The sequence below is a fragment of the Vibrio sp. genome (genome assembly GCF_984391705.1).
Genome location: NZ_CFHWOM010000013.1, coordinates 54,447 through 74,042, shown reverse-complemented (window position 1 = coordinate 74,042; position 19,596 = coordinate 54,447). Strand labels below are relative to the sequence as shown.

The following is a 19,596-nucleotide window of genomic DNA, read 5'->3' as shown; positions in this document are numbered from 1 at the left end:
AAGAATATGGTGGAGGGGGACGGATTCGAACCATCGAAGGCAGTGCCAGCAGATTTACAGTCTGATCCCTTTGGCCACTCGGGAACCCCTCCAAATTTTTACGCCATATCTCTCATAAAGGAGAAATGGTGCCGACTACCGGAATCGAACTGGTGACCTACTGATTACAAGTCAGTTGCTCTACCTACTGAGCTAAGTCGGCATAAGTGGTGCGCATTCTATTGAAGGAATCCCGACCTTGCAATAGGAAAATCAAAAAAAAACACGATTTTAGTTAGTTTCCGTTCGTTTGCTGAAAAAACACACAATTCGAACTGCAAATATGACTTAATCTTGCTCATGTCATTTGCTTTCGCTGCGTGTTGTTGTATTTTCGCTGCTCTTTATCGTGATTTTCGGGTTAGGAAGACTATGACACCTTATCTCTCTTTTAATCGTCAGCAATGGGCAGAGCTTCGTAATTCTGTACCCATGACGCTATCCGAAGAGGATTTACGCGAACTGCAAGGGGTTAACGAAAGTCTGACGATGGAGGAAGCGGTAGAGATCTATCTACCACTGGCTCGTCTCCTTAACCTCTATATTTCTGCCAGGCAAAGCCGCAACACGGTACTGAATAACTTTCTTAATAATCAAGAAACCACACCACCATTTATCATTGGTATCGCCGGCAGTGTCGCGGTAGGCAAAAGTACCACAGCTCGATTGCTCAAAGCCTTACTCTCACGCTGGGATAAACACCCTAAGGTAGAACTGGTTACCACAGACGGCTTTCTGTATCCGAAGAAAGTACTTAATGATCGGGACATCATGCACCGGAAAGGCTTCCCTGAGTCTTATGATATCAAACGCTTGGTGGAGTTTGTTTCTGATGTAAAGGCTGCAAAACCTAACCTGCAGGTTCCCGTTTACTCGCATATCACGTATGACATTACTGAAGAAGTTAAGATTGTCGACCGCCCCGATGTTCTCATCATTGAAGGTCTAAACGTTCTACAAAGCGGGATGGATTACCCTCACGACCCGCATCGTGTCTTTGTTTCTGATTTCTTGGATTTCTCTATCTATGTGGATGCAGAATCGGAAGTTATTGAAGACTGGTACGTAGAGCGTTTCTTAAAATTCCGCCAAGGTGCGTTTACTAAGCCAGGCTCTTACTTCAGCCACTACACCAAACTGAATAAAGTCCAAGCTATCGAAAAAGCTCGTGATATCTGGCAAACCATCAATGGCATCAACCTAACGCAAAATATTTTACCTACTAAAGGGCGAGCTCAGCTGATTTTAAAAAAGGCACGAGATCATCGTATCGAAGAAGTGCTACTAAGAAAGTAATCGATATGAGGGCACTTGAGGGTTGAGCTTACAACTCAACCCTTGGTTTAATCGGTTAGATAAACATTATTTGGTTTCAGGGCCATACTGATTTTCACCTGCTTGACCTTTCAGAAAGCCACATTCAACAAGAATCCAAACACCACATATCAAAGAAGCAGTATAAGCGACCATTTGAATTGTGCTAGGAGCTGCCATTGGGTCTCCGTCCATTGGCGCCATTAAACGACCAACAATAAGTGGAATATTCATCAGTAACCACCAGCTTGACTTACCACGGTCATGCCAACGCTTCGCAGTGATGGCTAAATCTGGAATCAATGCGGCAATGAGAAATACCGGCAAAACTAGATGAGAAATGGCAGGGAACAATACGTTCATCCCAATACCAAAACCAAAAATGGCTAAATAGTACATAACATTCCAAGTCCAGTAGACTTTACGCCCAATCCGCCCTTGAAATGAAAACAGCAGTTCTTTAATTGACATCGATTTACCTAAAAAATACAACAAAATGAAAAATTAGTTGGTGACCTTCTGGAAGCATTCCTTATCCATATCACGCATATTCACTGTTAGGCTGCGAACATGGCCCGCTTGCGCCTGTAAAACAGTCATCAATTGTCGCGACAGCTCTCTTTTCTGCTCCGGTGTTCTGCCATCGAGTAGTTCGAAACTGATATGGATGAAGTCGACACTATCACCCTCATCACCAATCAACCAATTGTGACAGCGCAATGCTCTTGATTTTACTGAGCCAACATCAAACAGCCCACTTTGCAGTGCAACTTGGTGAAGGTCTTCTAACAGCCCTTGCACATTAACACGCTCATCAACAGAGTTGGAGTATTCCATTACTAGATTTGGCATTGTAATCCTCAAATGTAAGAGAGTTTCATCATTACGATTTGTAACGCTTTCACTATTAACAATTTCCCACCTAACTTTGCAGTCGATTGGTACTATTCTGCTTAATGGATCACTCTAGTCAGACAGCTGGGTGTCATTTATGTGCAGTGACAGCTCCTACCATTCGATGAGATCCGGTTAAGACATGACGGTAATCATGATCTTGCCTTTTTTATCTGTTATATTCTTACGAAGATTTTTTACATTAATTGATTAAATACGGAGATATTCCTATGCGTCGTCCTGTAGTGATGGGTAACTGGAAACTTAACGGTAGCAAAGCAATGGTAACTGAGTTGCTAACTGGTCTTAACGCTGAACTTGAAGGCGTTGAAGGTGTTGACGTAGCAGTAGCTCCACCAGCACTTTACATCGATCTTGCTGAGCGCGTAATCGCTGAAGGCGGTAACAAGATCATCCTAGGAGCACAGAACACTGACCTAAACAACAGCGGTGCATTCACTGGCGACATGTCTCCAGAGATGCTGAAAGACTTCGGTGCTTCTCACATCATTATCGGCCACTCAGAGCGTCGTGAATACCACAACGAATCTGATGAGTTCATCGCGAAGAAATTCAACTTCCTAAAAGAAAACGGTCTAACTCCTGTTTTCTGTATCGGTGAATCTGAAGCTCAAAACGAAGCTGGCGAAACTGAAGCAGTATGTGCACGTCAAATCAACGCAGTTATCGACGCTTACGGTGTTGAAGCTCTAAACGGCGCAATCATCGCTTACGAACCAATCTGGGCTATCGGTACTGGTAAAGCAGCAACAGCTGAAGATGCACAACGCATCCACGCTTCTATCCGCGCACTAATCGCAGCGAAAGACGAAGCAGTTGCAGCACAAGTAATCATCCAATACGGCGGTTCTGTTAAGCCAGAAAACGCAGAAGCTTACTTCTCACAACCAGACATCGACGGTGCTCTAGTTGGCGGCGCTTCTCTAGACGCTAAGAGCTTTGCAGCAATCGCTAAAGCAGCGGCAGCAGCTAAAGCGTAATTTATTCTTAACGAATAAGCATTCTAAAGGTCAGCGCAAGCTGGCCTTTTTTGTGTCTGATAATTGGTCGTATCGGGACAGATCAAGTATGCTACGCTTTTCGTCCAAGCAAACAGCAGTTCTCGATGCAGGATAAGCACGGCCTATTAACCGGCCCCATCCCTACCGTGTTACGTCAGATGACCATCCCGATGACCTTCGGCATGATCGCGATCCTGATGTTTAACCTTGTCGATACTTTCTTTATCTCATTGCTTGGAACCGAGGCACTTGCTGCCATCAGTTATACCTTTCCTGTTACCTTCGCGGTTAACTGTATTACGATGGGCATCGGCATGGGGTTATCGACCAACATAGGTCGCTTATTGGGCCAAGGGCATTCTCAAGATGCTGCGCGCTTCTCTAGCCACGGATTATTACTCGCAGTGCTACTTGTCGCCCTCGCCTGCGCGTTAGGTATCGCGACCATTGAACCACTGTTCCTCAGTTTAGGGGCTAAAGCTGAATTGATTCCGCTTATTGAGCAGTACATGTTCATTTGGTATCTGACGATTCCATTATTAGTCATCCCTATGGCTGGCAACAGCGCCATTCGAGCGACAGGCGATACCAAAACCCCAGCAAAGATCATGATGCTGGCTGGCTTAATCAATGGTGTCCTCGACCCACTACTAATTTTTGGCATCGGTCCTTTTCCAGAACTCGGTATTCAAGGGGCCGCGATTGCAAGCGCATTCAGTTGGCTAGGCGCTTTATGCGGATCTCTTTACGTTCTCATCAAACGTGAGAAACTTCTCGGTCTACCAGACTTAACCAAGGTTTACCAAGATTGGCGCTTAATTTTGAAAATAGGCACACCCGCAGCACTATCGAATGCGATGAACCCTATCTCAGGCGCGATACTAATGATGATGCTCTCAAGCCATGGAACGGCTGCGGTAGCGGCTTATGGTGCAGCTCAACGGGTCGAATCGATTTTGATTTTAGTATTGATGTCTTTAACCTCTGCATTAACGCCGTTCGTAGCCCAAAACATGGGAGCAAACAACCCGCATCGTAGCTTTGCAGGTCTATTCCTTAGCATGCGCTTTTCCATGGTATTCCAGCTCGGAATATTCGTTATGATGGTACCTTTAAGTATCCCATTAGCGGCACTGTTTTCCCAAGAGCAAGCGGTGAAAGATATCCTCTGGCACTACTTGTTAGTGGTCCCGTTCAGCTACGGTTTTCAAGGTGTCATTATGATGCTGGTCTCTAGTTTGAATGCACTGCACCAACCACTAAAAGCATTCCAGTGGAGCTTTATGCGTTTGTTTGTCTTTACTTTGCCCTGTGCTTGGCTTGGCAGCTTACTTTATGACATTGAAGGACTATTTATTGGCATTGCACTTGGCAATATCTTAGGCGGGGTATTAGGTTACTTATATGCCGTTAAGTTACGTCAACAATACTTGCTTGAGAACGATACAAAAACACCGGCCTAGGCCGGTGTTTTGTTATTCTTCATCATCGATAGCGGTTTCTTCATCAAGCTCTAAATCAACATCTAAAGGCTCTTGAGATAAAATCACACCAGTATTATCTGCGTAGAGGTAATCTTCAGGAAGGAAGGTTACGCCACCAAAATTGACAGGTACATCAACCTCACCAACACCTTGCGATGTTGCCCCCACAGGAATTGACGCAAGAGCCTGAATCCCGATACTCATATCTTCTAACTCATCGACTTCACGCACACAACCGTATGCGACAATACCTTCCCAGTCATTTTCTTCAGCGAGAGTTGCTAACTCAGCATCAATTAACGCACGACGCAATGAACCACCACCATCGATCAAGAGTACTCGACCTAAGCCATCTTGCTCTAAGATTTCACGAATTAAGCCGTTATCTTCAAAACATTTGACGGTTGTAATCTGCCCAGCAAAAGAGGCACAACCACCAAAATTACTAAACATAGGCTCTACAACATCCACCTGTTCTAGGTAAATGTCACATAGGGCAGAGGTATTGTATTCCATCGTGTTTCTTCCCATACCGTTCGTTATCTCCATCGAGTATATAGGGGCATTAAGTCATTGCAATGACACGCATCACTTAACTCACTAATGTCTGAGCAATTACTACGCTAGCAAAAAGTAGATTAGTTACCATCGAGCATTTTACAATTACCGGCATCATCGGTGCTATTTGAGCAGGTTGCTCGGCTTGCCAGACCGCTTTACCATGTTTATAAACCACAATAGCACTGATTAAAAATGGTAGACAGAACCAAATTGGAGCAGGCTGAAGTGCCAAGTACACAATAAAAGAAAGCAATGCTCCAATCAGCAGAACAGAGTGGTACTGCTTCGCTTTGTATTGGCCCAATCTAACCGCAACAGTACGCTTGCCACACACTTCATCATTCTCAATATCGCGCATGTTATTGATATTAAGTACCGCAACAGCCAATAAACCACAGCCAATGGCAGGTAAAATCAGCAGTGGTGCAACGACCCCAGTATGCAAGAAGAATGTTCCTGCCACCCCTAATAAGCCAAAGAAGATAAACACTGAAATATCACCAAGGCCAACGTAACCATATGGCTTATTACCCACGGTATAAGCAATAGCAGCCGCGATAGCGAGCACACCTAATCCAATGAAAGCCAAGATGCTGTGTAAACTATCCAATGCATAAAAGACCAGCGCTAATCCGGAGATAATGGTCAACACAACATTAATGATGATCGCTGATTTCATCGCTTTTTGGCTAACTTCTCCTGACTGAATAGCGCGCATTGGTCCAAGACGCTGTTCGTTGTCCGTCCCTTTAACTGCATCCCCATAATCATTTGCCAAGTTAGACAGTATCTGCAGCAAGGTGGCCGTAAGAAAGGCCAACAACGCAACAGCGAAGGAAAACTTATGAGTAGAATACGCCAATACACTACCGGTTAAGATAGAGACCAAAGCCAAAGGCAAGGTTTTTGGGCGAGCGGCATCAAGCCAAATTCGTAAAGACTGTTTCATGAGTATTAGTTTAGTCACATAATGCGTGACAAAGATTGTGGCACATCAAACGCATTGCTGAAAAACAAAAAAGGCCACCGAAGTGACCTTTTTCTAAAACTTGACGCAAGCAAAGCTTACTTAACGCGACCAACGTATTCGCCTGTACGAGTATCTACTTTGATCACTTCACCGATAGCGATGAACAGTGGAACGCGAACAACTGCACCAGTAGAAAGCGTAGCTGGCTTACCACCAGTACCTTGAGTATCGCCTTTTAGACCTGGATCAGTATCTGTCACTTCAAGCTCAACGAAGTTTGGCGGAGTCACAACGATTGGGTTGCCATTCCAAAGAGTAAGCATACAAGTGTTGTTTTCTACCAACCATTTAGCGTTTTCGCCAACTGCTTTTACGTCTGCTGCGATTTGCTCAAACGTCTCATTGTTCATAAAGTGGTAGAATTCGCCGTCGTTATATAGATAATCTAGGTCGATATCCATGACGTCTGCAACTTCACAAGTTTCACCAGACTTGAAGGTTTTCTCTAGCACTTTACCAGAAAGAAGCTTACGAATTTTTACGCGGTTGAACGCTTGGCCTTTACCTGGCTTAACGTATTCGTTTTCCAGGATAACGCAAGGCTCGCTATCAAGCATGAGTTTTAGACCGCCTTTAAATTCATTGGTGCTAACAGTAGCCATTTTTTCCTCTTTACATTCTTAGAGCTAAATTCAATGCCGCATATCATAACCCGAAAAGCCGAATCTGTTGAGCAAAACTGGCTCAAACAGCTAGCGAATGGGATCTCTGATCCTGCAAAATTGCTCGATCAGCTTGAAATCGATCCTGAGCCTTGGCAACAGGGCTTCGAAGCTAGAAAGCTTTTTGCACAGCGTGTGCCGCAAAGTTTTGTCGATAGAATGGAAAAAGGCAATCCCTTCGATCCACTTTTGCGTCAAGTATTGCCGTTATCAGAAGAGTTTGAAGTTCACCAAGGCTACTCCAATGATCCGCTTGAAGAGCAGAACAACTCGATCCCGGGATTACTGCATAAATATAGAAACCGAGCACTAATGATCGTGAAAGGTGGCTGTGCGATCAATTGCCGATACTGTTTCCGTCGCCATTTTCCTTACCAAGAAAATAAGGGCAATAAAACGGCGTGGCAGCAAAGCCTCGACTATATTCAGCAACACCCAGAGCTCAATGAGGTGATCTTGTCCGGCGGAGACCCACTCATGGCCAAAGATGCGGAATTACAATGGTTGATCAATCATATTGCTGATATTCCTCATATAAAGCGCCTGCGAATCCACTCACGCTTACCAGTCGTCCTTCCGGCACGAGTCACAGAAGCATTAGTTGAAACTCTCTCCGCTACCCGCTTACAAGTGATTTTGGTCACTCATATTAATCATGCCCAAGAGATCAACGCTGAATTGAGAAGTGCTTTAACTGTTCTTAAGCAAGCCGATGTTACCCTTCTCAACCAAGGCGTGATGCTCAAAGGTGTAAATGATAGTGTTGATGCGCAAGTGGATCTAAGTGAAGCCTTATTTGATGCAGGCATACTACCCTACTACATCCATGTGCTAGATAAAGTTCAAGGTGCTGCACACTTTTTTGTCTCTGACCAAGACGCCAAAAAGATTATGGCAGGCGTCATTGAACGAGTGTCAGGTTATTTGGTCCCTAAGCTCACTCGAGAGATTGGCGGCCGAGCAAGTAAAACACCATTGGATTTACATTTAGAGTAATCATGAAACGCAACGGTTTTACCCTCATCGAACTGATTGTTGTCATCGCCGTGCTGGCTACCTTGGCTGTAACAGCATTACCACGTTTTATTAGCCTCCAATCTGATGCCCGTATTTCAGCACTAGTGGGACTTCAAGGTGGCATGCAAAGCGCGGTAGACATGATTCACCCTCTGGCGATTCAACAAGGCTTAGATAGAGTAAGCCAAGCAACAATCAACATAGATGGCGATAATGTTTTGCTCGCCTGGGGTTACCCAGCAGCAGATTCTGCAAATACATGGAGTCGATTAATTGTCAGCACTTTTTCCGATGCGATTTTTGACCCAGACGTTCCGGCAGAATGGTATTTCCATAACAATCCAGCAAATAACTGGATCCGCTTTATGACACGCTCGATGATAGATCCAAGTCATCACTGTTTCTTACGTTATACCGAAGCTACCTCTTCCGCACCACCAAGTTTTGAACTCACTGATACCGGTTGCTAGGTTTTGTCTTGATGACAAAAATCTTTTGTTCGATAGACAGGTCTATTGTATGCATACTCCGGCGTTTTGGAGGTCACTATGCAACCAACTATCGAACAACTACTCGACCTTGGCCCATTCAGTTGGCCAGCACTACTTTGCTGCGCAATCAACGGCATTTTAGTCGGTGTGGAACGTCAAACTAGAGGCAAGCCTGTGGGCATCCGAACTTCGATCCTCGTGATCTCAGGCACTTACTTTTTTATGTCTATGGCGGTGTCTCTATCACCAAACACGCTTGATCAAGCCCGCGTATTGGGACAAATCATCACAGGCGTTGGCTTTCTCGGAGCTGGGGTCATGATGACTCTAGACGGGAAGATTCACGGAGTCACTTCCGCAGCGGTAATCTGGGTGCTAGCAGCGTTAGGCATGATGATTGGCCTAGGTTATTTACAGCAATCAGTGGTGATCACGGTATTGGTTTTAAGCGTGTTACTCGGTGTAGACAGAGCAGAAAACCGCATTAAAGCACTACGACGTGGTGTGCACCAAAAATTCCAAAGTAGGAAAGTATCTAGACGAAATTCATGATCCATGCGGCGAAATCACTACCTAGCTTCGATTACTGCGCCGCAAATTGATAAAAAACAAGGAAGAGGTCGAAAACGAAAAGCCTGTGCAAGATAGTCACAGAACTTCACATTTCGACCTACCACTTTTGGGTAGCATAATCAGCACTTTAGTTATTTTGTAGGGTTTGATTATGTTCTACGTACATATGCTCCTGCTTCTGACGGTAATCTTTATTGGTATCCGCCACGGAGGCATTGCGTTTGGTCTACTCGGGGGCCTCGGGGTTTCGGTTCTCGCATTTGTATTCGGTGTCGCTCCCGGCTCACCTCCTATCAGTGTCATGCTGATCATTCTCGCCGTCGTTGCCGCATCGGCCACTTTAGAAGCGACGGGGGGCCTCAAACTACTGGTCAAATTTGCTGAGCGACTATTACGAAAGCACCCAAGCCAAATCGTATTTCTTGGACCTCTATGTACGTACTCATTAACCGTCTTGGTAGGTACCGGCCACTCTGTCTACCCTTTGCTACCTGTAATTTACGATGTCGCTTACAAGAAAGGCATACGTCCAGAGCGACCAATGGCGATGGCAACCGTTGCCTCGCAAATGGGCATTACCGCTAGCCCAATCGCTGCTGCAGCAGCAGTGGTAATGGCCACTGCAGCCGATAACCATTTGGATATTAGTCTCGTTAACGTACTGTTAGTCACCATTCCTGCCACCTTAATAGGTGTACTGGTCGGCTGTTTATGGAGTCTAAAGCGAGGTAAAGAGCTTGATCAAGACTCTGCGTTTATTGAGCGTTGCCAAGATCCAGAATTCAAGGCTCAGCTGATCGATGCTACAAGTGAAGAAGATGACGACCCAGCGCATGAAGGTATTGCTAAAAAAGGCCTAACTATCTTCTTAGCGGGGATCGCAACGGTTATCTTTGTCGCGATGTTTGGTAAAGATTTAGGTCTTCTGCCAGACGGCGTGAAAATGTCAGTGGCAATTCAGTTCTTGATGCTTTCCGTTGGTGCGCTGATTCTATTAACCACCAAAGTTGAACCGAAGAAGATCGTCCACAGCAATGTATTTATCGCCGGTATGACCGCAGTGATCATCATCTTTGGTATCGCTTGGATGAGCGACACAATTATTGGCTTCCACAAACCGTATCTGATTAGCTTGGTTAGCGATATCGTTGCGGCGCACCCTTGGACCTTTGCCATTGCAATGTTCGTTGTATCCGTGTTCCTCAAGAGCCAAGCAGCGGTGTTAACCATCATGCTACCACTTGGCTTTGCAATGGGAATTCCAGCCCCAGTACTAATTGGTGTACTGCCAGCTTGCTATGCCTATTTCTTCTTCCCGTTCTATCCTAGTGACTTAGCCGCAATTACCTTCGACCGCTCAGGAACAACACAGATTGGTAAATATGTGCTCAACCACAGTTTCTTATTGCCAGGCTTTATTGGTGTCATCACCGCAACAACGGTCGGTTACGTACTTTCAACCATGCTGGTTAACTAACCTCAATTAATTAACACTAAGCAAAACGAAAAAAGCCAGTAGGTTTCCCTACTGGCTTTTTATTATCTGCTCGCGTGAGGCTTAGAACAGTTCTTCAGCAACCTTGAATAGGTCATTACGAACGGGGCGCTTCATGTTCTCAATCGCATCAATGATGTCGTGGTGAACAAGTTGCTCTTTCTGAATACCAACACAGCGACCACCGTGACCTTCCATCAGAAGGTGAACCGCGTAGTTACCCATACGGGAAGCTAAAACACGGTCAAATGCTGTTGGGCGACCACCACGTTGAATATGACCAAGAACCGTCGCGCGAGTCTCACGACCCGTTGCCGTTTCGATCTCTTTCGCTAGCTCGTTTGCATCCATCATCAGCTCAGTTAGAGCAATGATTGCGTGCTTCTTACCTTTCGCAATACCGTCTTGGATATTGCTGATCAGCTTCTCTTTATCTAGACCTGTTTCTGGCGTGATGATGTACTCACAACCACCAGCAATCGCAGACATTAGCGTTAGGTCACCACAGTGGCGGCCCATGATCTCAACGATAGAAATACGTTGGTGCGAAGAAGAAGTATCACGTAGGCGGTCAATCGCATCAATAACAGTGTTAAGTGCTGTTAGGTAACCGATAGTGTAATCAGTACCTGCAATATCGTTATCGATCGTGCCCGGAAGACCAATACATGGGTAGCCCATTTCAGTTAGCTTCTTAGCGCCCATGTAAGAGCCGTCACCACCCACAACTACTAGCGCTTCAATGCCATGTTTTTGTAGGTTCTCGATAGCTTTCTGGCGCACTTCCACTTCTTTAAACTCAGGGAAACGTGCAGAACCTAGAAAAGTACCACCCTTGTTGATCACGTCAGAAACGCTTGAACGATCTAGTTTTTCGATACGATCTTCGTATAGGCCTAGGTAGCCATCAAATACACCGTATACTTCTAAACCTTCAGATAGTGCAGTACGTACTACGCCACGAACAGCTGCGTTCATACCAGGTGCGTCACCGCCACTTGTTAAGACACCGATCTTCTTAATCATGCTCACCCTCGATTTTTGGGAATCTTATTTCAATTTTTACGTCAGCAGCTTACACAAAGCAGCTGACTGAATTCCTTTAACTGTGCAATATGTTACCTTTCCTAGTTAGGAATACTACTTTTATTTGCACGAAATTATGTAACTTTTCTACTTATGTAAGAGTATTACAGCTTTGCGATTTCACTTAATTGATACACATCAGGATCACAGTTAAAAGTGAACCCGCTGAAAAGATAGTCAATAAGTTGCGCTTTGTCGCGCGAAGGCAACTACCACCCTTGAGACTTTTGCTCTTTCTCTTCGCCTAGTACGACCGAATAAGGATCTTGATGGATCAGTACATCTGATTCTGGAAACAGTTCAAGTAGTTTTGCTTCTACCTCATCAGAGATTCGATGCGCTTCAATTAATGCCAATTGATCTTCGAGCTCTAAATGCAACTGAATGAATCGGGTCGGTCCTGACATGCGAGTCCGAAGTTGATGCACACCTAACACCCCTTCAACAGAGATACAAACCTGACGAATATCACTCAACTCACTATCAGGCAATTTTCGATCCAGTAACGTTTGAGTCGCTTCTTGAACCATTTTGAACGCGCTATACAAAATATAGACACCAATACCGACAGCAAACACCGCGTCAGCTTGGGTAATGCCAAACCAACTTAACCCAAGTGCTAACATGATCGCGGCATTCATATAGAGATCTGACTGGTAATGTAAAGAGTCTGCGGCGATCGCTTGGCTACCGGTTTTCTTCACGACATGCTTTTGGAAAGTGACTAAACCAAACGTCACCACAATGGCAAACAGACTGACATAGACACCGTACTCTGGTGACTGCAGATCGTGCGGCCTAAAGAATCGCTCAATACCATTGAGAATAAGGAAAACCGCAGAACCGGAAATAAACATTGCCTGCGCTAGGGCGGCAAGAGACTCGGCTTTACCATGGCCAAAGGTATGTTCCCTATCAGCAGGCTGAAGAGAGTAACGAACCACAACTAGATTCACTAACGAAGCCGCAATATCCAGTAGTGAGTCAATTAAAGATGCAAGCAAGCTAACTGAACCAGTTACCCACCAAGCCCCAACTTTAACAATTAACAATAAAGTCGCCACTATGGTCGCAGTCCAAGCAGCCATTGTTACTAAGCGAGCATAATCATGTTTCATAAACGATTGAGCAATAAACAAACATACCCTTAGTATAACCCTTCAAATGTTGAATAAAAATGGCATAAAAAAAGCGGCCAGTAGGCCGCTTTCTCTATTCAATAATCATTAGTTGTTTGCAAAACGCTTCTGCATTTTTTCTGCACATTTACCTGCACGCTCTTTTTGCAGTTCAACAAACTTCGCCTTTTGCTCTGGTGTTAGAATGCTTAGCATCTGATGTTGCTTCTCAAGCATTTTCACTTTACGTTCACTCTGTTTCTCAACCATCACTTTCGCGAGCTCGTCAGCTGCCGCTTGATCAAAGTTATCCGCTAAGACTAGCTGCTGAACTTTTTCTTGGTGGGCTTGCATCTCCGCCTGACGCTCAGAGAAGTTCGCTTGGAAGTTTGCTTTCATCTCTTTCTTGCCCGCTTCACGCATCTCTTTTAACTGATCTTTCTGCGCATCAGTCAGGTCAAGTTGACGCATGATGCCACGGTCAAAACCACCACCACATTCACCATGGCCGCCTTTCTTGTGATCTTTACCACCAAATGCGAAGGCACTTGCAGTACCTAGGGTTAGAGGAAGAACTACTGCCGCTACTACTAATTTCTTTGCCATTTTCATAATCGTACCTTTCACTGTATTTGTTAGGTTGAGCTGCCTTTCTCTGCAGCGCTTGATTGTAGAATACGATCTGCTGCGTAAAGCAGTGTTTAGAGAGCGTAAAGAATCGTAAAGAGTAAAATTGCGACTAAATTTGCCACTGGTTTCCAAGTAAACTTAACCTATCCCCTTTAAGAAGAGATTTTGTAATGCCACATATCTTGCTCATTGATGACGACACAGAGCTAACTAGTTTGCTCAAAGAAGTTTTGACCTTCGAAGGTTTTGATGTGACTGAAGCCAACAATGGAGAAGAAGGCTTAGCAAAGCTCGATAGCAACATAAATTTGATTCTACTTGATGTCATGATGCCGAAGCTAAATGGCATGGAAACATTGAAACGGCTTAGAGAGAACTGGGAAACGCCTGTTCTTATGCTCACAGCGAAAGGTGAAGAGATTGATCGCGTAATAGGCTTGGAGCTTGGTGCTGATGACTATCTTCCAAAACCATTCAGTGATAGGGAGCTATTGGCTAGGATTCGCGCGATCTTACGTAGAACACAGTCTAGCTCCACAGCAAAGTCAGATAAACGAAGTGACTGTATCGAGTATCAAGACATTCAAGTTTTTCCCGGTAAACAAGAAGCCTATTGCCAAGGCCAACAAATTGAATTGACCACGACTGAATTTGCATTGTTGAGTCACTTTGTACAAAACCCCGGGGAAACATTAACCAAAGAGACATTAAGCCTGGATGTTTTAGGAAAACGCCTTGCAGCATTTGATCGCGCCATCGATATGCATGTGTCTAATCTACGTAAAAAGCTTCCTGAACGAAGCGATGGTAAATCCCGTATTAAGACCTTACGCGGACGTGGCTACCTATTAGTTGAGGAAGATTGATGCGCCTACCCAAGATCACCAGTTTATATGGACGCATTTTCGCCATTTTCTGGTTTACCATGTTTCTTGTTTTGGTGGCAGTTTTGTCACTGCCGCACCTTGATCCGAGAAAAGCGCGCGATATTCCAGCCGATCATTACAGTCGACTGGTTGAGATAACCCAAAGTATTGAGCGCAAATATGCGCAAGAAGATAACTTAGCCAAGATACTATTTAAACTTGAAGGTCCGAAACGTTCGCCAAAAGATCCTAGACCTCGCTTCTTCGTTACAGATAAAGATGGCAACATACTGACGACGCAAGACCGAAAAAACTACCGCTACCGAGCATTGCAAAACTTCATTACAAGTGTTGAAGTTCCAGGCCAACCGCAACAAAAGCTCTATGGGCATTACATGGTTGCAGGTCCGCTACCCGTCACCCTAGCCAAACAAGATTTGCTGCTGTATATCGGGGTAAAGTGGAACGAGCCACCTCCGTTCCTGCTCAGAATGTTTGATAAACCTTTTCAACTGCTGTTCGCGGTCATGCTAGTCAGTACGCCTTTGCTCCTTTGGCTTGCGTGGGCTCTTAGCCAACCAGCTCGAAAACTAGAACGCGCAGCAAAACGCGTGGCTAAGGGCGAGTTTGTCGTAGATCCAAGCTTAGAGAAAGGGACAAGCGAGTTCCGCCAAGCGGGTGCGAGCTTTAACCAAATGGTGGAAGCCGTTAACCAGATGATTTCTGGTCAGCAGCGGCTGCTTTCAGACATTTCTCATGAGCTACGTTCTCCGCTGACACGATTACGTATGGCCAACGCCCTAGCAACACGTAAACAAGGGGAAAGTCCAGAGTTAAGCCGAATTGATACCGAAGCACAGCGTTTAGAGCAGATGATTGCTGAACTACTAGAGTTGTCTCGAATGCAAGTGGATAGCCACCTTACCCGAGAAGAACAACCTATGACTAGTTTGTGGGAGGCGATTCTTTCTGATGCTCAGTTTGAAGCAGAACAAATGGACAAAACGCTCTTATATAGTGCTATCCCAGATCGACTGATTTCAGGCAACCCAAAACTGCTAATGAGTGCATTGGACAATATTGTTAGAAATGCTATCTACTACGGTAAAGACCAAATTGAAGTCACTTTCACTGAATCCAATCAACAGATTATGATTGCTGTTGATGACAATGGTGAAGGCGTACCAGAGCAAGAGCTAGATGCCATATTCCGCCCCTTCTATCGTGTATCCACCGCTCGAGATAGACACAGCGGGGGAACAGGCCTTGGTTTGACCATAACCGAAAGCGCGATTCGTCAACATAGCGGTTCAATAGTGGCGAAGCGTAGCTCGCTAGGTGGATTAAGCGTAGAAATCACCCTCCCGGTAGGAACAGAAAAATAACCCTACAAACACTTAGTTGATAATGGATCTCATTATCATTTATAGTAAATCCTTCAATTATGGAGGATTTACTATGTCTCACACCTTCCCAGAACTGCCTTACTCATACGACTCATTAGAGCCTTACATTGACGCCAAAACCATGGAAGTGCACTACAGCAAGCACCACCGTACTTACTACGACAAGTTTATCGCCGCAGTAAAAGGGACAGAATTTGAATCCGCAGAGCTTGCAAGCATGTTCAGCCAGATCTCTCAGCTATCTCCAGCACTGCGCAACAATGGCGGAGGGTTTTATAACCATGTTCTCTACTGGAACTGCATGACACCAAACGGTGGCGGGGCACCAAATGGCCAATTACTCGAAGCTATTATTGAAACCTTTGGCAGCTTTGCTCAATTTCAGCAATTGTTTACCGATGCCGCTATCAATACCTTCGGCTCAGGTTTCGCTTGGTTAATCGTTAAAGATGGAGCTCTGCATGTGACATCCACAAGCAATCAGGATAACCCGTTAATGGATGTCGCTGATATTCAAGGTGAGCCGATTCTAGCGCTCGATGTTTGGGAACACGCTTATTACATCAGCTACCAAAACCGTCGACCTGACTACATCGAAGCATGGTGGAATGTAGTCAACTGGGCAGCAGTCAGCGAAAACTACGCGGTCGCTCTAGCACAAGGAAAATAGAGTCCATCAATACATAAAAACTCACAACGTCAGGCTTGGCGGTTTTCACAAGCCGCCTTATACTTTCTCGCTCTATTTACTCAAAGATAAGAAAGCTTAATCATGTTTGATATCGCCCTTTACGAGCCCGAGATCGCCCCTAATACAGGAAATATAATTCGCCTTTGTGCTAACTGTGGTGCGAACTTACATTTGATTGAGCCACTAGGGTTTGATTTAGAAGAGAAGAAAGTGCGCCGAGCTGGATTGGATTACCATGACCTTGCGCGAGTGACTCGCCATAAAGACTACCAAGCCTTTGTTGAGTACCTAGAGAAAGAGCGTGGTGACTACCGCATCTTTGCTTGTACAACTAAAACAACAGGTCACCATGTAGATGCCAACTTCCAAAAAGGCGATGTGCTTTTGTTTGGCCCAGAAACACGCGGCTTACCTGCTGAACTGATCGAAAGCATGCCGATGGAGCAGCGCATTCGTATTCCAATGATGCCAGATGCTCGTAGCTTAAACCTATCTAACGCCGTAGCCATCATAGCATTTGAAGCGTGGCGCCAAATGGGCTTTGAAGGCGCTCAGTAACTGGGCTGATACACAAAAAAGCGGACTCCAATGAGTCCGCTTTTTATTAATCTAAATTGTTAACTCTATGGACGAGCCACAAAGCCAACCGCCTCGTATGCTTTCTTCAGCGTTTCTGCTGCGCGAGCTGATGCTTTCTCTGCACCTTGCTTCATCACTTGATCCATGTAGGCACGGTCAGCACGAATACGGTGGTATTCAGATTGAATTGGCTCAAGCATAGCAACCAGTGCTTCACCAACATCTTTCTTAAATGGACCGTACATTTCAACGCCTTTGTACTTCGCTTCAATCTCTTCGAAGCTCATACCCGTTGCCGCAGAGTAAAGACCCATTAGGTTAGAAATACCCGCTTTATTGTCCCAGTCGTGAGCAATACGCGGTGGAGTCTCTGCGTCAGTTTGAGCTTTGTTAATCTTCTTGATGATTGATTTCGGCTCTTCTAGCAGAGTAATCACGTTCTTACGGTTATCGTCAGACTTAGACATCTTCTTCGTTGCATCTTGCAGGCTCATTACACGAGCATTCACTGTCGGGATGTACGGCTCTGGTACTTGGAAGATTGGCTGCTCTGGTGAGTAGATGTTGTTGAAGCGGTTAGCGATATCACGCGCTAGCTCAAGGTGTTGCTTCTGGTCACTACCTACTGGCACTTGATGCGCACCGTATAGCAGGATATCTGCTGCCATCAACACTGGGTAATCGAACAGACCTACGTTTACATCACCAAATTGGCTAGATGAGTCTTTTGAGTAACGTGCTGACTTATCTTTAAACTGAGTCATACGGCCCAGTTCACCCATCTGGGTATAACAGTTAAGAAGCCAACCAAGTTGAGCATGCTCTGGTACATGTGACTGAACAAATAGCGTGCTCTTTTGCGGATCAACACCAACAGCCAGACAAATTGCTAACGCATCTAGAGTCGCTTCATGCAGGGCTTTCGGATCTTGACGAACCGTAATTGCGTGAAGGTCTACAACACAGTATTGGCAATCGTAATCGTCTTGCATCTGCTGCCATTGACGTAGAGCACCCAAGTAGTTACCGATACTTAGTTCACCTGATGGTTGAACACCACTCAATACGATGGGTTTGCTCATGGGAATAGTTCCTTTGACTTCTTAATCTAAAAAATGAAAAACCGTGTCGATTTAGGCACAAACCTGCCAGTGACACGGTTTACTCAGTGTACTCATTGACGAGTATTTTGGAAGATCTTTTGTTGCTGTTACGCTGAAACAGCGACCGCTTCGACCAAATCTGCGATGGTGTCCGCGACAAAATCTGGGTTAGAGGCCGCGATTGGCTCTCCATGGTTATAACCGTAAGTTAAACCAAACGAGTAACAGCCTGCATTTTTCGCCGCTTTGATGTCATTACTTGAATCCCCAACCATCAACATCTCTTGTGGCTGACAATTGTGTTTCTCAAGCAACCAGTTCAACGCCATTGGATTTGGCTTCTTCTCAGGGAAAGTATCGCCGCCAATCACATCAACAAAATACTTATCGATACCATGCTTGGCTAAAACTTCTGGAACAAACTTCGATGGCTTGTTGGTCACAAGCGCCATGGTAAAGCCAGCCTTATGTAACTCAGCTAAAGTCTCTTTTACCGCGGGGTAAAGATGACTCAGTTTATGGCCGCTTTGCTCATAGTAGTCGTCAAACAAAACACGGGCTTTGGCATGTAGCTCAGGATCAAGATCAGGAGAAACCGTCAAACTGCGGCTCAATGAACGACCGATAAGCACATCAGCACCGTTACCGACATAGTCGCGTACTTGCTCTTCAGTTACTGCTGGGTAGCCCAATGCTTGTACTGCTTGGTCCGCTGCAACCGCCAAATCTGGCACACTATCAAGCAGCGTACCATCTAAATCAAAAGCGATAAGTTTAATAGTGCTCATCGAATTACTTTACCTGTTCTAGCTCAGCGCGCATTTGATCGATCACTTCTTTGTAATCCGGCTGATTAAAGATAGCTGAGCCCGCTACGAACATATCCGCGCCCGCTTCTGCGATCTCTTTGATGTTCTCAACTTTAACACCGCCATCGATTTCCAAGCGGATATCGCGACCAGATTCATCAATCATCTTACGTACTGCACGTAGCTTATCGAGAGTCTTGGGAATAAACGACTGGCCACCAAAACCTGGGTTTACTGACATTAGAAGAATCAGATCCACTTTATCGATGATGTACTCAAGGTGAGACAGAGGCGTTGCCGGGTTCAGAACGACACCCGCTTTACACCCGTGCTCTTTGATAAGTTGAAGTGTGCGGTCAACGTGCTCAGAAGCTTCGATGTGGAACGTGATCATCGACGCACCCGCTTTCGCAAAATCAGGGATGATACGATCCACAGGTTTCACCATTAAGTGAACATCAATTGGCGCTGTAATGCCGTAGTCACGTAGTGCCTGACAGATTGGCGCACCGAAAGTCAGGTTGGGTACGTAGTGGTTATCCATTACGTCGAAGTGCACCACATCAGCACCGGCTGCGAGTACTTTTTCTACGTCTTCACCAAGACGAGCCATGTCTGCAGACAAAATTGATGGAGCGATAAGGAAATCTTTCATACCTGACCTCTAGGTTTAATTGGGCATCATTGCACACTGAAGAATCTTTGTGCGCAATTCTACCTAAGCTA

General features: G+C 45.2%; 22 protein-coding genes and 2 tRNA genes. 11 read left to right on the top strand and 13 right to left on the bottom strand.

Annotation, left to right across the window (positions count from 1 at the left end; genetic code table 11):
* Positions 1-7: 7 nt before the first annotated feature.
* Together AC4MRV_RS10365 and AC4MRV_RS10360 are read right to left on the bottom strand one after the other, a co-directional pair.
* Positions 8-92: transfer RNA gene (locus AC4MRV_RS10365), tRNA-Tyr, on the bottom strand.
* 34 nt (positions 93-126) lie between these two features.
* Positions 127-202 (bottom strand) — tRNA-Thr (locus AC4MRV_RS10360).
* Positions 203-411: 209 nt separating this feature from the next.
* Here AC4MRV_RS10360 and coaA point away from each other — a divergent pair.
* On the top strand, positions 412-1,335 hold the full coding sequence (gene coaA / locus AC4MRV_RS10355; protein WP_491187266.1) for a type I pantothenate kinase: 924 nt from the start codon (positions 412-414) through the stop codon (positions 1,333-1,335).
* A 66-nt stretch (positions 1,336-1,401) separates the two neighbouring features.
* Here the strand turns inward: coaA and AC4MRV_RS10350 are convergent, their stop codons facing one another.
* Complete coding sequence (locus tag AC4MRV_RS10350; RefSeq protein WP_491187265.1) at positions 1,402-1,824, bottom strand: DUF805 domain-containing protein; 423 nt, start codon at positions 1,822-1,824, stop codon at positions 1,402-1,404.
* A gap of 33 nt (positions 1,825-1,857) precedes the next feature.
* On the bottom strand, positions 1,858-2,205 hold the full coding sequence (locus tag AC4MRV_RS10345; RefSeq protein WP_491187264.1) for a 5-carboxymethyl-2-hydroxymuconate Delta-isomerase: 348 nt from the start codon (positions 2,203-2,205) through the stop codon (positions 1,858-1,860).
* Between the two features lie 272 nt (positions 2,206-2,477).
* On the opposite strand from AC4MRV_RS10345, the gene tpiA reads away from it, so the two are divergent.
* Positions 2,478-3,248, top strand: coding sequence for a triose-phosphate isomerase (tpiA, locus tag AC4MRV_RS10340; protein ID WP_491187263.1), 771 nt, complete (start codon positions 2,478-2,480; stop codon positions 3,246-3,248).
* A 125-nt stretch (positions 3,249-3,373) separates the two neighbouring features.
* Positions 3,374-4,732 (top strand): MATE family efflux transporter, encoded by a 1,359-nt coding sequence (locus AC4MRV_RS10335; protein ID WP_491187269.1) that lies wholly within the window; start codon positions 3,374-3,376, stop codon positions 4,730-4,732.
* A 12-nt stretch (positions 4,733-4,744) separates the two neighbouring features.
* Here the strand turns inward: AC4MRV_RS10335 and rraA are convergent, their stop codons facing one another.
* The 3 genes from rraA to efp all read right to left on the bottom strand — a co-directional run bounded on the left by rraA (position 4,745) and on the right by efp (position 6,946).
* A complete protein-coding gene (gene rraA / locus AC4MRV_RS10330) occupies positions 4,745-5,269 on the bottom strand; it encodes a ribonuclease E activity regulator RraA (RefSeq protein WP_491187262.1) in 525 nt (174 codons plus the stop codon).
* Positions 5,270-5,345: 76 nt separating this feature from the next.
* Positions 5,346-6,263 carry a 1,4-dihydroxy-2-naphthoate polyprenyltransferase gene (locus AC4MRV_RS10325; RefSeq protein WP_491187261.1) on the bottom strand — a complete coding sequence of 306 codons (918 nt, stop codon included), beginning with the start codon at positions 6,261-6,263 and terminating at the stop codon, positions 5,346-5,348.
* A 116-nt stretch (positions 6,264-6,379) separates the two neighbouring features.
* A complete protein-coding gene (gene efp / locus AC4MRV_RS10320) occupies positions 6,380-6,946 on the bottom strand; it encodes an elongation factor P (protein WP_491187260.1) in 567 nt (188 codons plus the stop codon).
* 33 nt (positions 6,947-6,979) lie between these two features.
* On the opposite strand from efp, the gene epmB reads away from it, so the two are divergent.
* From epmB to AC4MRV_RS10300, 4 genes are all read left to right on the top strand, one after another.
* Positions 6,980-8,002, top strand: coding sequence for an EF-P beta-lysylation protein EpmB (epmB, locus tag AC4MRV_RS10315; RefSeq protein ID WP_491187259.1), 1,023 nt, complete (start codon positions 6,980-6,982; stop codon positions 8,000-8,002).
* A gap of 2 nt (positions 8,003-8,004) precedes the next feature.
* Complete coding sequence (locus tag AC4MRV_RS10310; RefSeq protein WP_491187258.1) at positions 8,005-8,493, top strand: type II secretion system protein; 489 nt, start codon at positions 8,005-8,007, stop codon at positions 8,491-8,493.
* A gap of 78 nt (positions 8,494-8,571) precedes the next feature.
* On the top strand, positions 8,572-9,066 hold the full coding sequence (locus AC4MRV_RS10305) for an MgtC/SapB family protein (RefSeq protein ID WP_491187257.1): 495 nt from the start codon (positions 8,572-8,574) through the stop codon (positions 9,064-9,066).
* Positions 9,067-9,238: 172 nt separating this feature from the next.
* Positions 9,239-10,564 (top strand): anaerobic C4-dicarboxylate transporter, encoded by a 1,326-nt coding sequence (locus AC4MRV_RS10300; RefSeq protein WP_491187256.1) that lies wholly within the window; start codon positions 9,239-9,241, stop codon positions 10,562-10,564.
* Positions 10,565-10,645: 81 nt separating this feature from the next.
* On the opposite strand, the gene pfkA is transcribed toward AC4MRV_RS10300, so the two are convergent.
* The 3 genes from pfkA to AC4MRV_RS10285 all read right to left on the bottom strand — a co-directional run bounded on the left by pfkA (position 10,646) and on the right by AC4MRV_RS10285 (position 13,398).
* Positions 10,646-11,608 (bottom strand): 6-phosphofructokinase, encoded by a 963-nt coding sequence (gene pfkA / locus AC4MRV_RS10295; protein WP_491187255.1) that lies wholly within the window; start codon positions 11,606-11,608, stop codon positions 10,646-10,648.
* A gap of 269 nt (positions 11,609-11,877) precedes the next feature.
* Positions 11,878-12,786, bottom strand: coding sequence for a CDF family cation-efflux transporter FieF (fieF, locus tag AC4MRV_RS10290; protein ID WP_491187254.1), 909 nt, complete (start codon positions 12,784-12,786; stop codon positions 11,878-11,880).
* 108 nt (positions 12,787-12,894) lie between these two features.
* Complete coding sequence (locus AC4MRV_RS10285) at positions 12,895-13,398, bottom strand: CpxP family protein (protein WP_491187253.1); 504 nt, start codon at positions 13,396-13,398, stop codon at positions 12,895-12,897.
* A 188-nt stretch (positions 13,399-13,586) separates the two neighbouring features.
* Here AC4MRV_RS10285 and AC4MRV_RS10280 point away from each other — a divergent pair, with 188 nt between their 5' ends.
* The 4 genes from AC4MRV_RS10280 to trmL all read left to right on the top strand — a co-directional run bounded on the left by AC4MRV_RS10280 (position 13,587) and on the right by trmL (position 16,937).
* Positions 13,587-14,282 carry a response regulator gene (locus tag AC4MRV_RS10280; protein ID WP_491187252.1) on the top strand — a complete coding sequence of 232 codons (696 nt, stop codon included), beginning with the start codon at positions 13,587-13,589 and terminating at the stop codon, positions 14,280-14,282.
* Positions 14,282-15,667 carry an envelope stress sensor histidine kinase CpxA gene (gene cpxA, locus AC4MRV_RS10275; protein WP_491187251.1) on the top strand — a complete coding sequence of 462 codons (1,386 nt, stop codon included), beginning with the start codon at positions 14,282-14,284 and terminating at the stop codon, positions 15,665-15,667. Before AC4MRV_RS10280 ends, cpxA begins: the two co-directional genes overlap by 1 nt.
* Before the next feature lie 73 nt (positions 15,668-15,740).
* On the top strand, positions 15,741-16,358 hold the full coding sequence (locus AC4MRV_RS10270) for a superoxide dismutase (protein ID WP_491187250.1): 618 nt from the start codon (positions 15,741-15,743) through the stop codon (positions 16,356-16,358).
* A 102-nt stretch (positions 16,359-16,460) separates the two neighbouring features.
* Positions 16,461-16,937, top strand: a complete 477-nt coding sequence (gene trmL / locus AC4MRV_RS10265; RefSeq protein ID WP_006881329.1) for a tRNA (uridine(34)/cytosine(34)/5-carboxymethylaminomethyluridine(34)-2'-O)-methyltransferase TrmL — start codon at positions 16,461-16,463, stop codon at positions 16,935-16,937.
* 65 nt (positions 16,938-17,002) lie between these two features.
* Here trmL and trpS read toward each other — a convergent pair whose 3' ends face one another.
* The 3 genes from trpS to rpe form a co-directional block, all read right to left on the bottom strand.
* Positions 17,003-18,040, bottom strand: a complete 1,038-nt coding sequence (gene trpS, locus AC4MRV_RS10260) for a tryptophan--tRNA ligase (protein WP_491187249.1) — start codon at positions 18,038-18,040, stop codon at positions 17,003-17,005.
* Positions 18,041-18,168: 128 nt separating this feature from the next.
* On the bottom strand, positions 18,169-18,849 hold the full coding sequence (locus tag AC4MRV_RS10255; protein ID WP_491187248.1) for a phosphoglycolate phosphatase: 681 nt from the start codon (positions 18,847-18,849) through the stop codon (positions 18,169-18,171).
* A 4-nt stretch (positions 18,850-18,853) separates the two neighbouring features.
* Positions 18,854-19,525 carry a ribulose-phosphate 3-epimerase gene (gene rpe / locus AC4MRV_RS10250; protein ID WP_491187247.1) on the bottom strand — a complete coding sequence of 224 codons (672 nt, stop codon included), beginning with the start codon at positions 19,523-19,525 and terminating at the stop codon, positions 18,854-18,856.
* Positions 19,526-19,596: the final 71 nt, after the last annotated feature.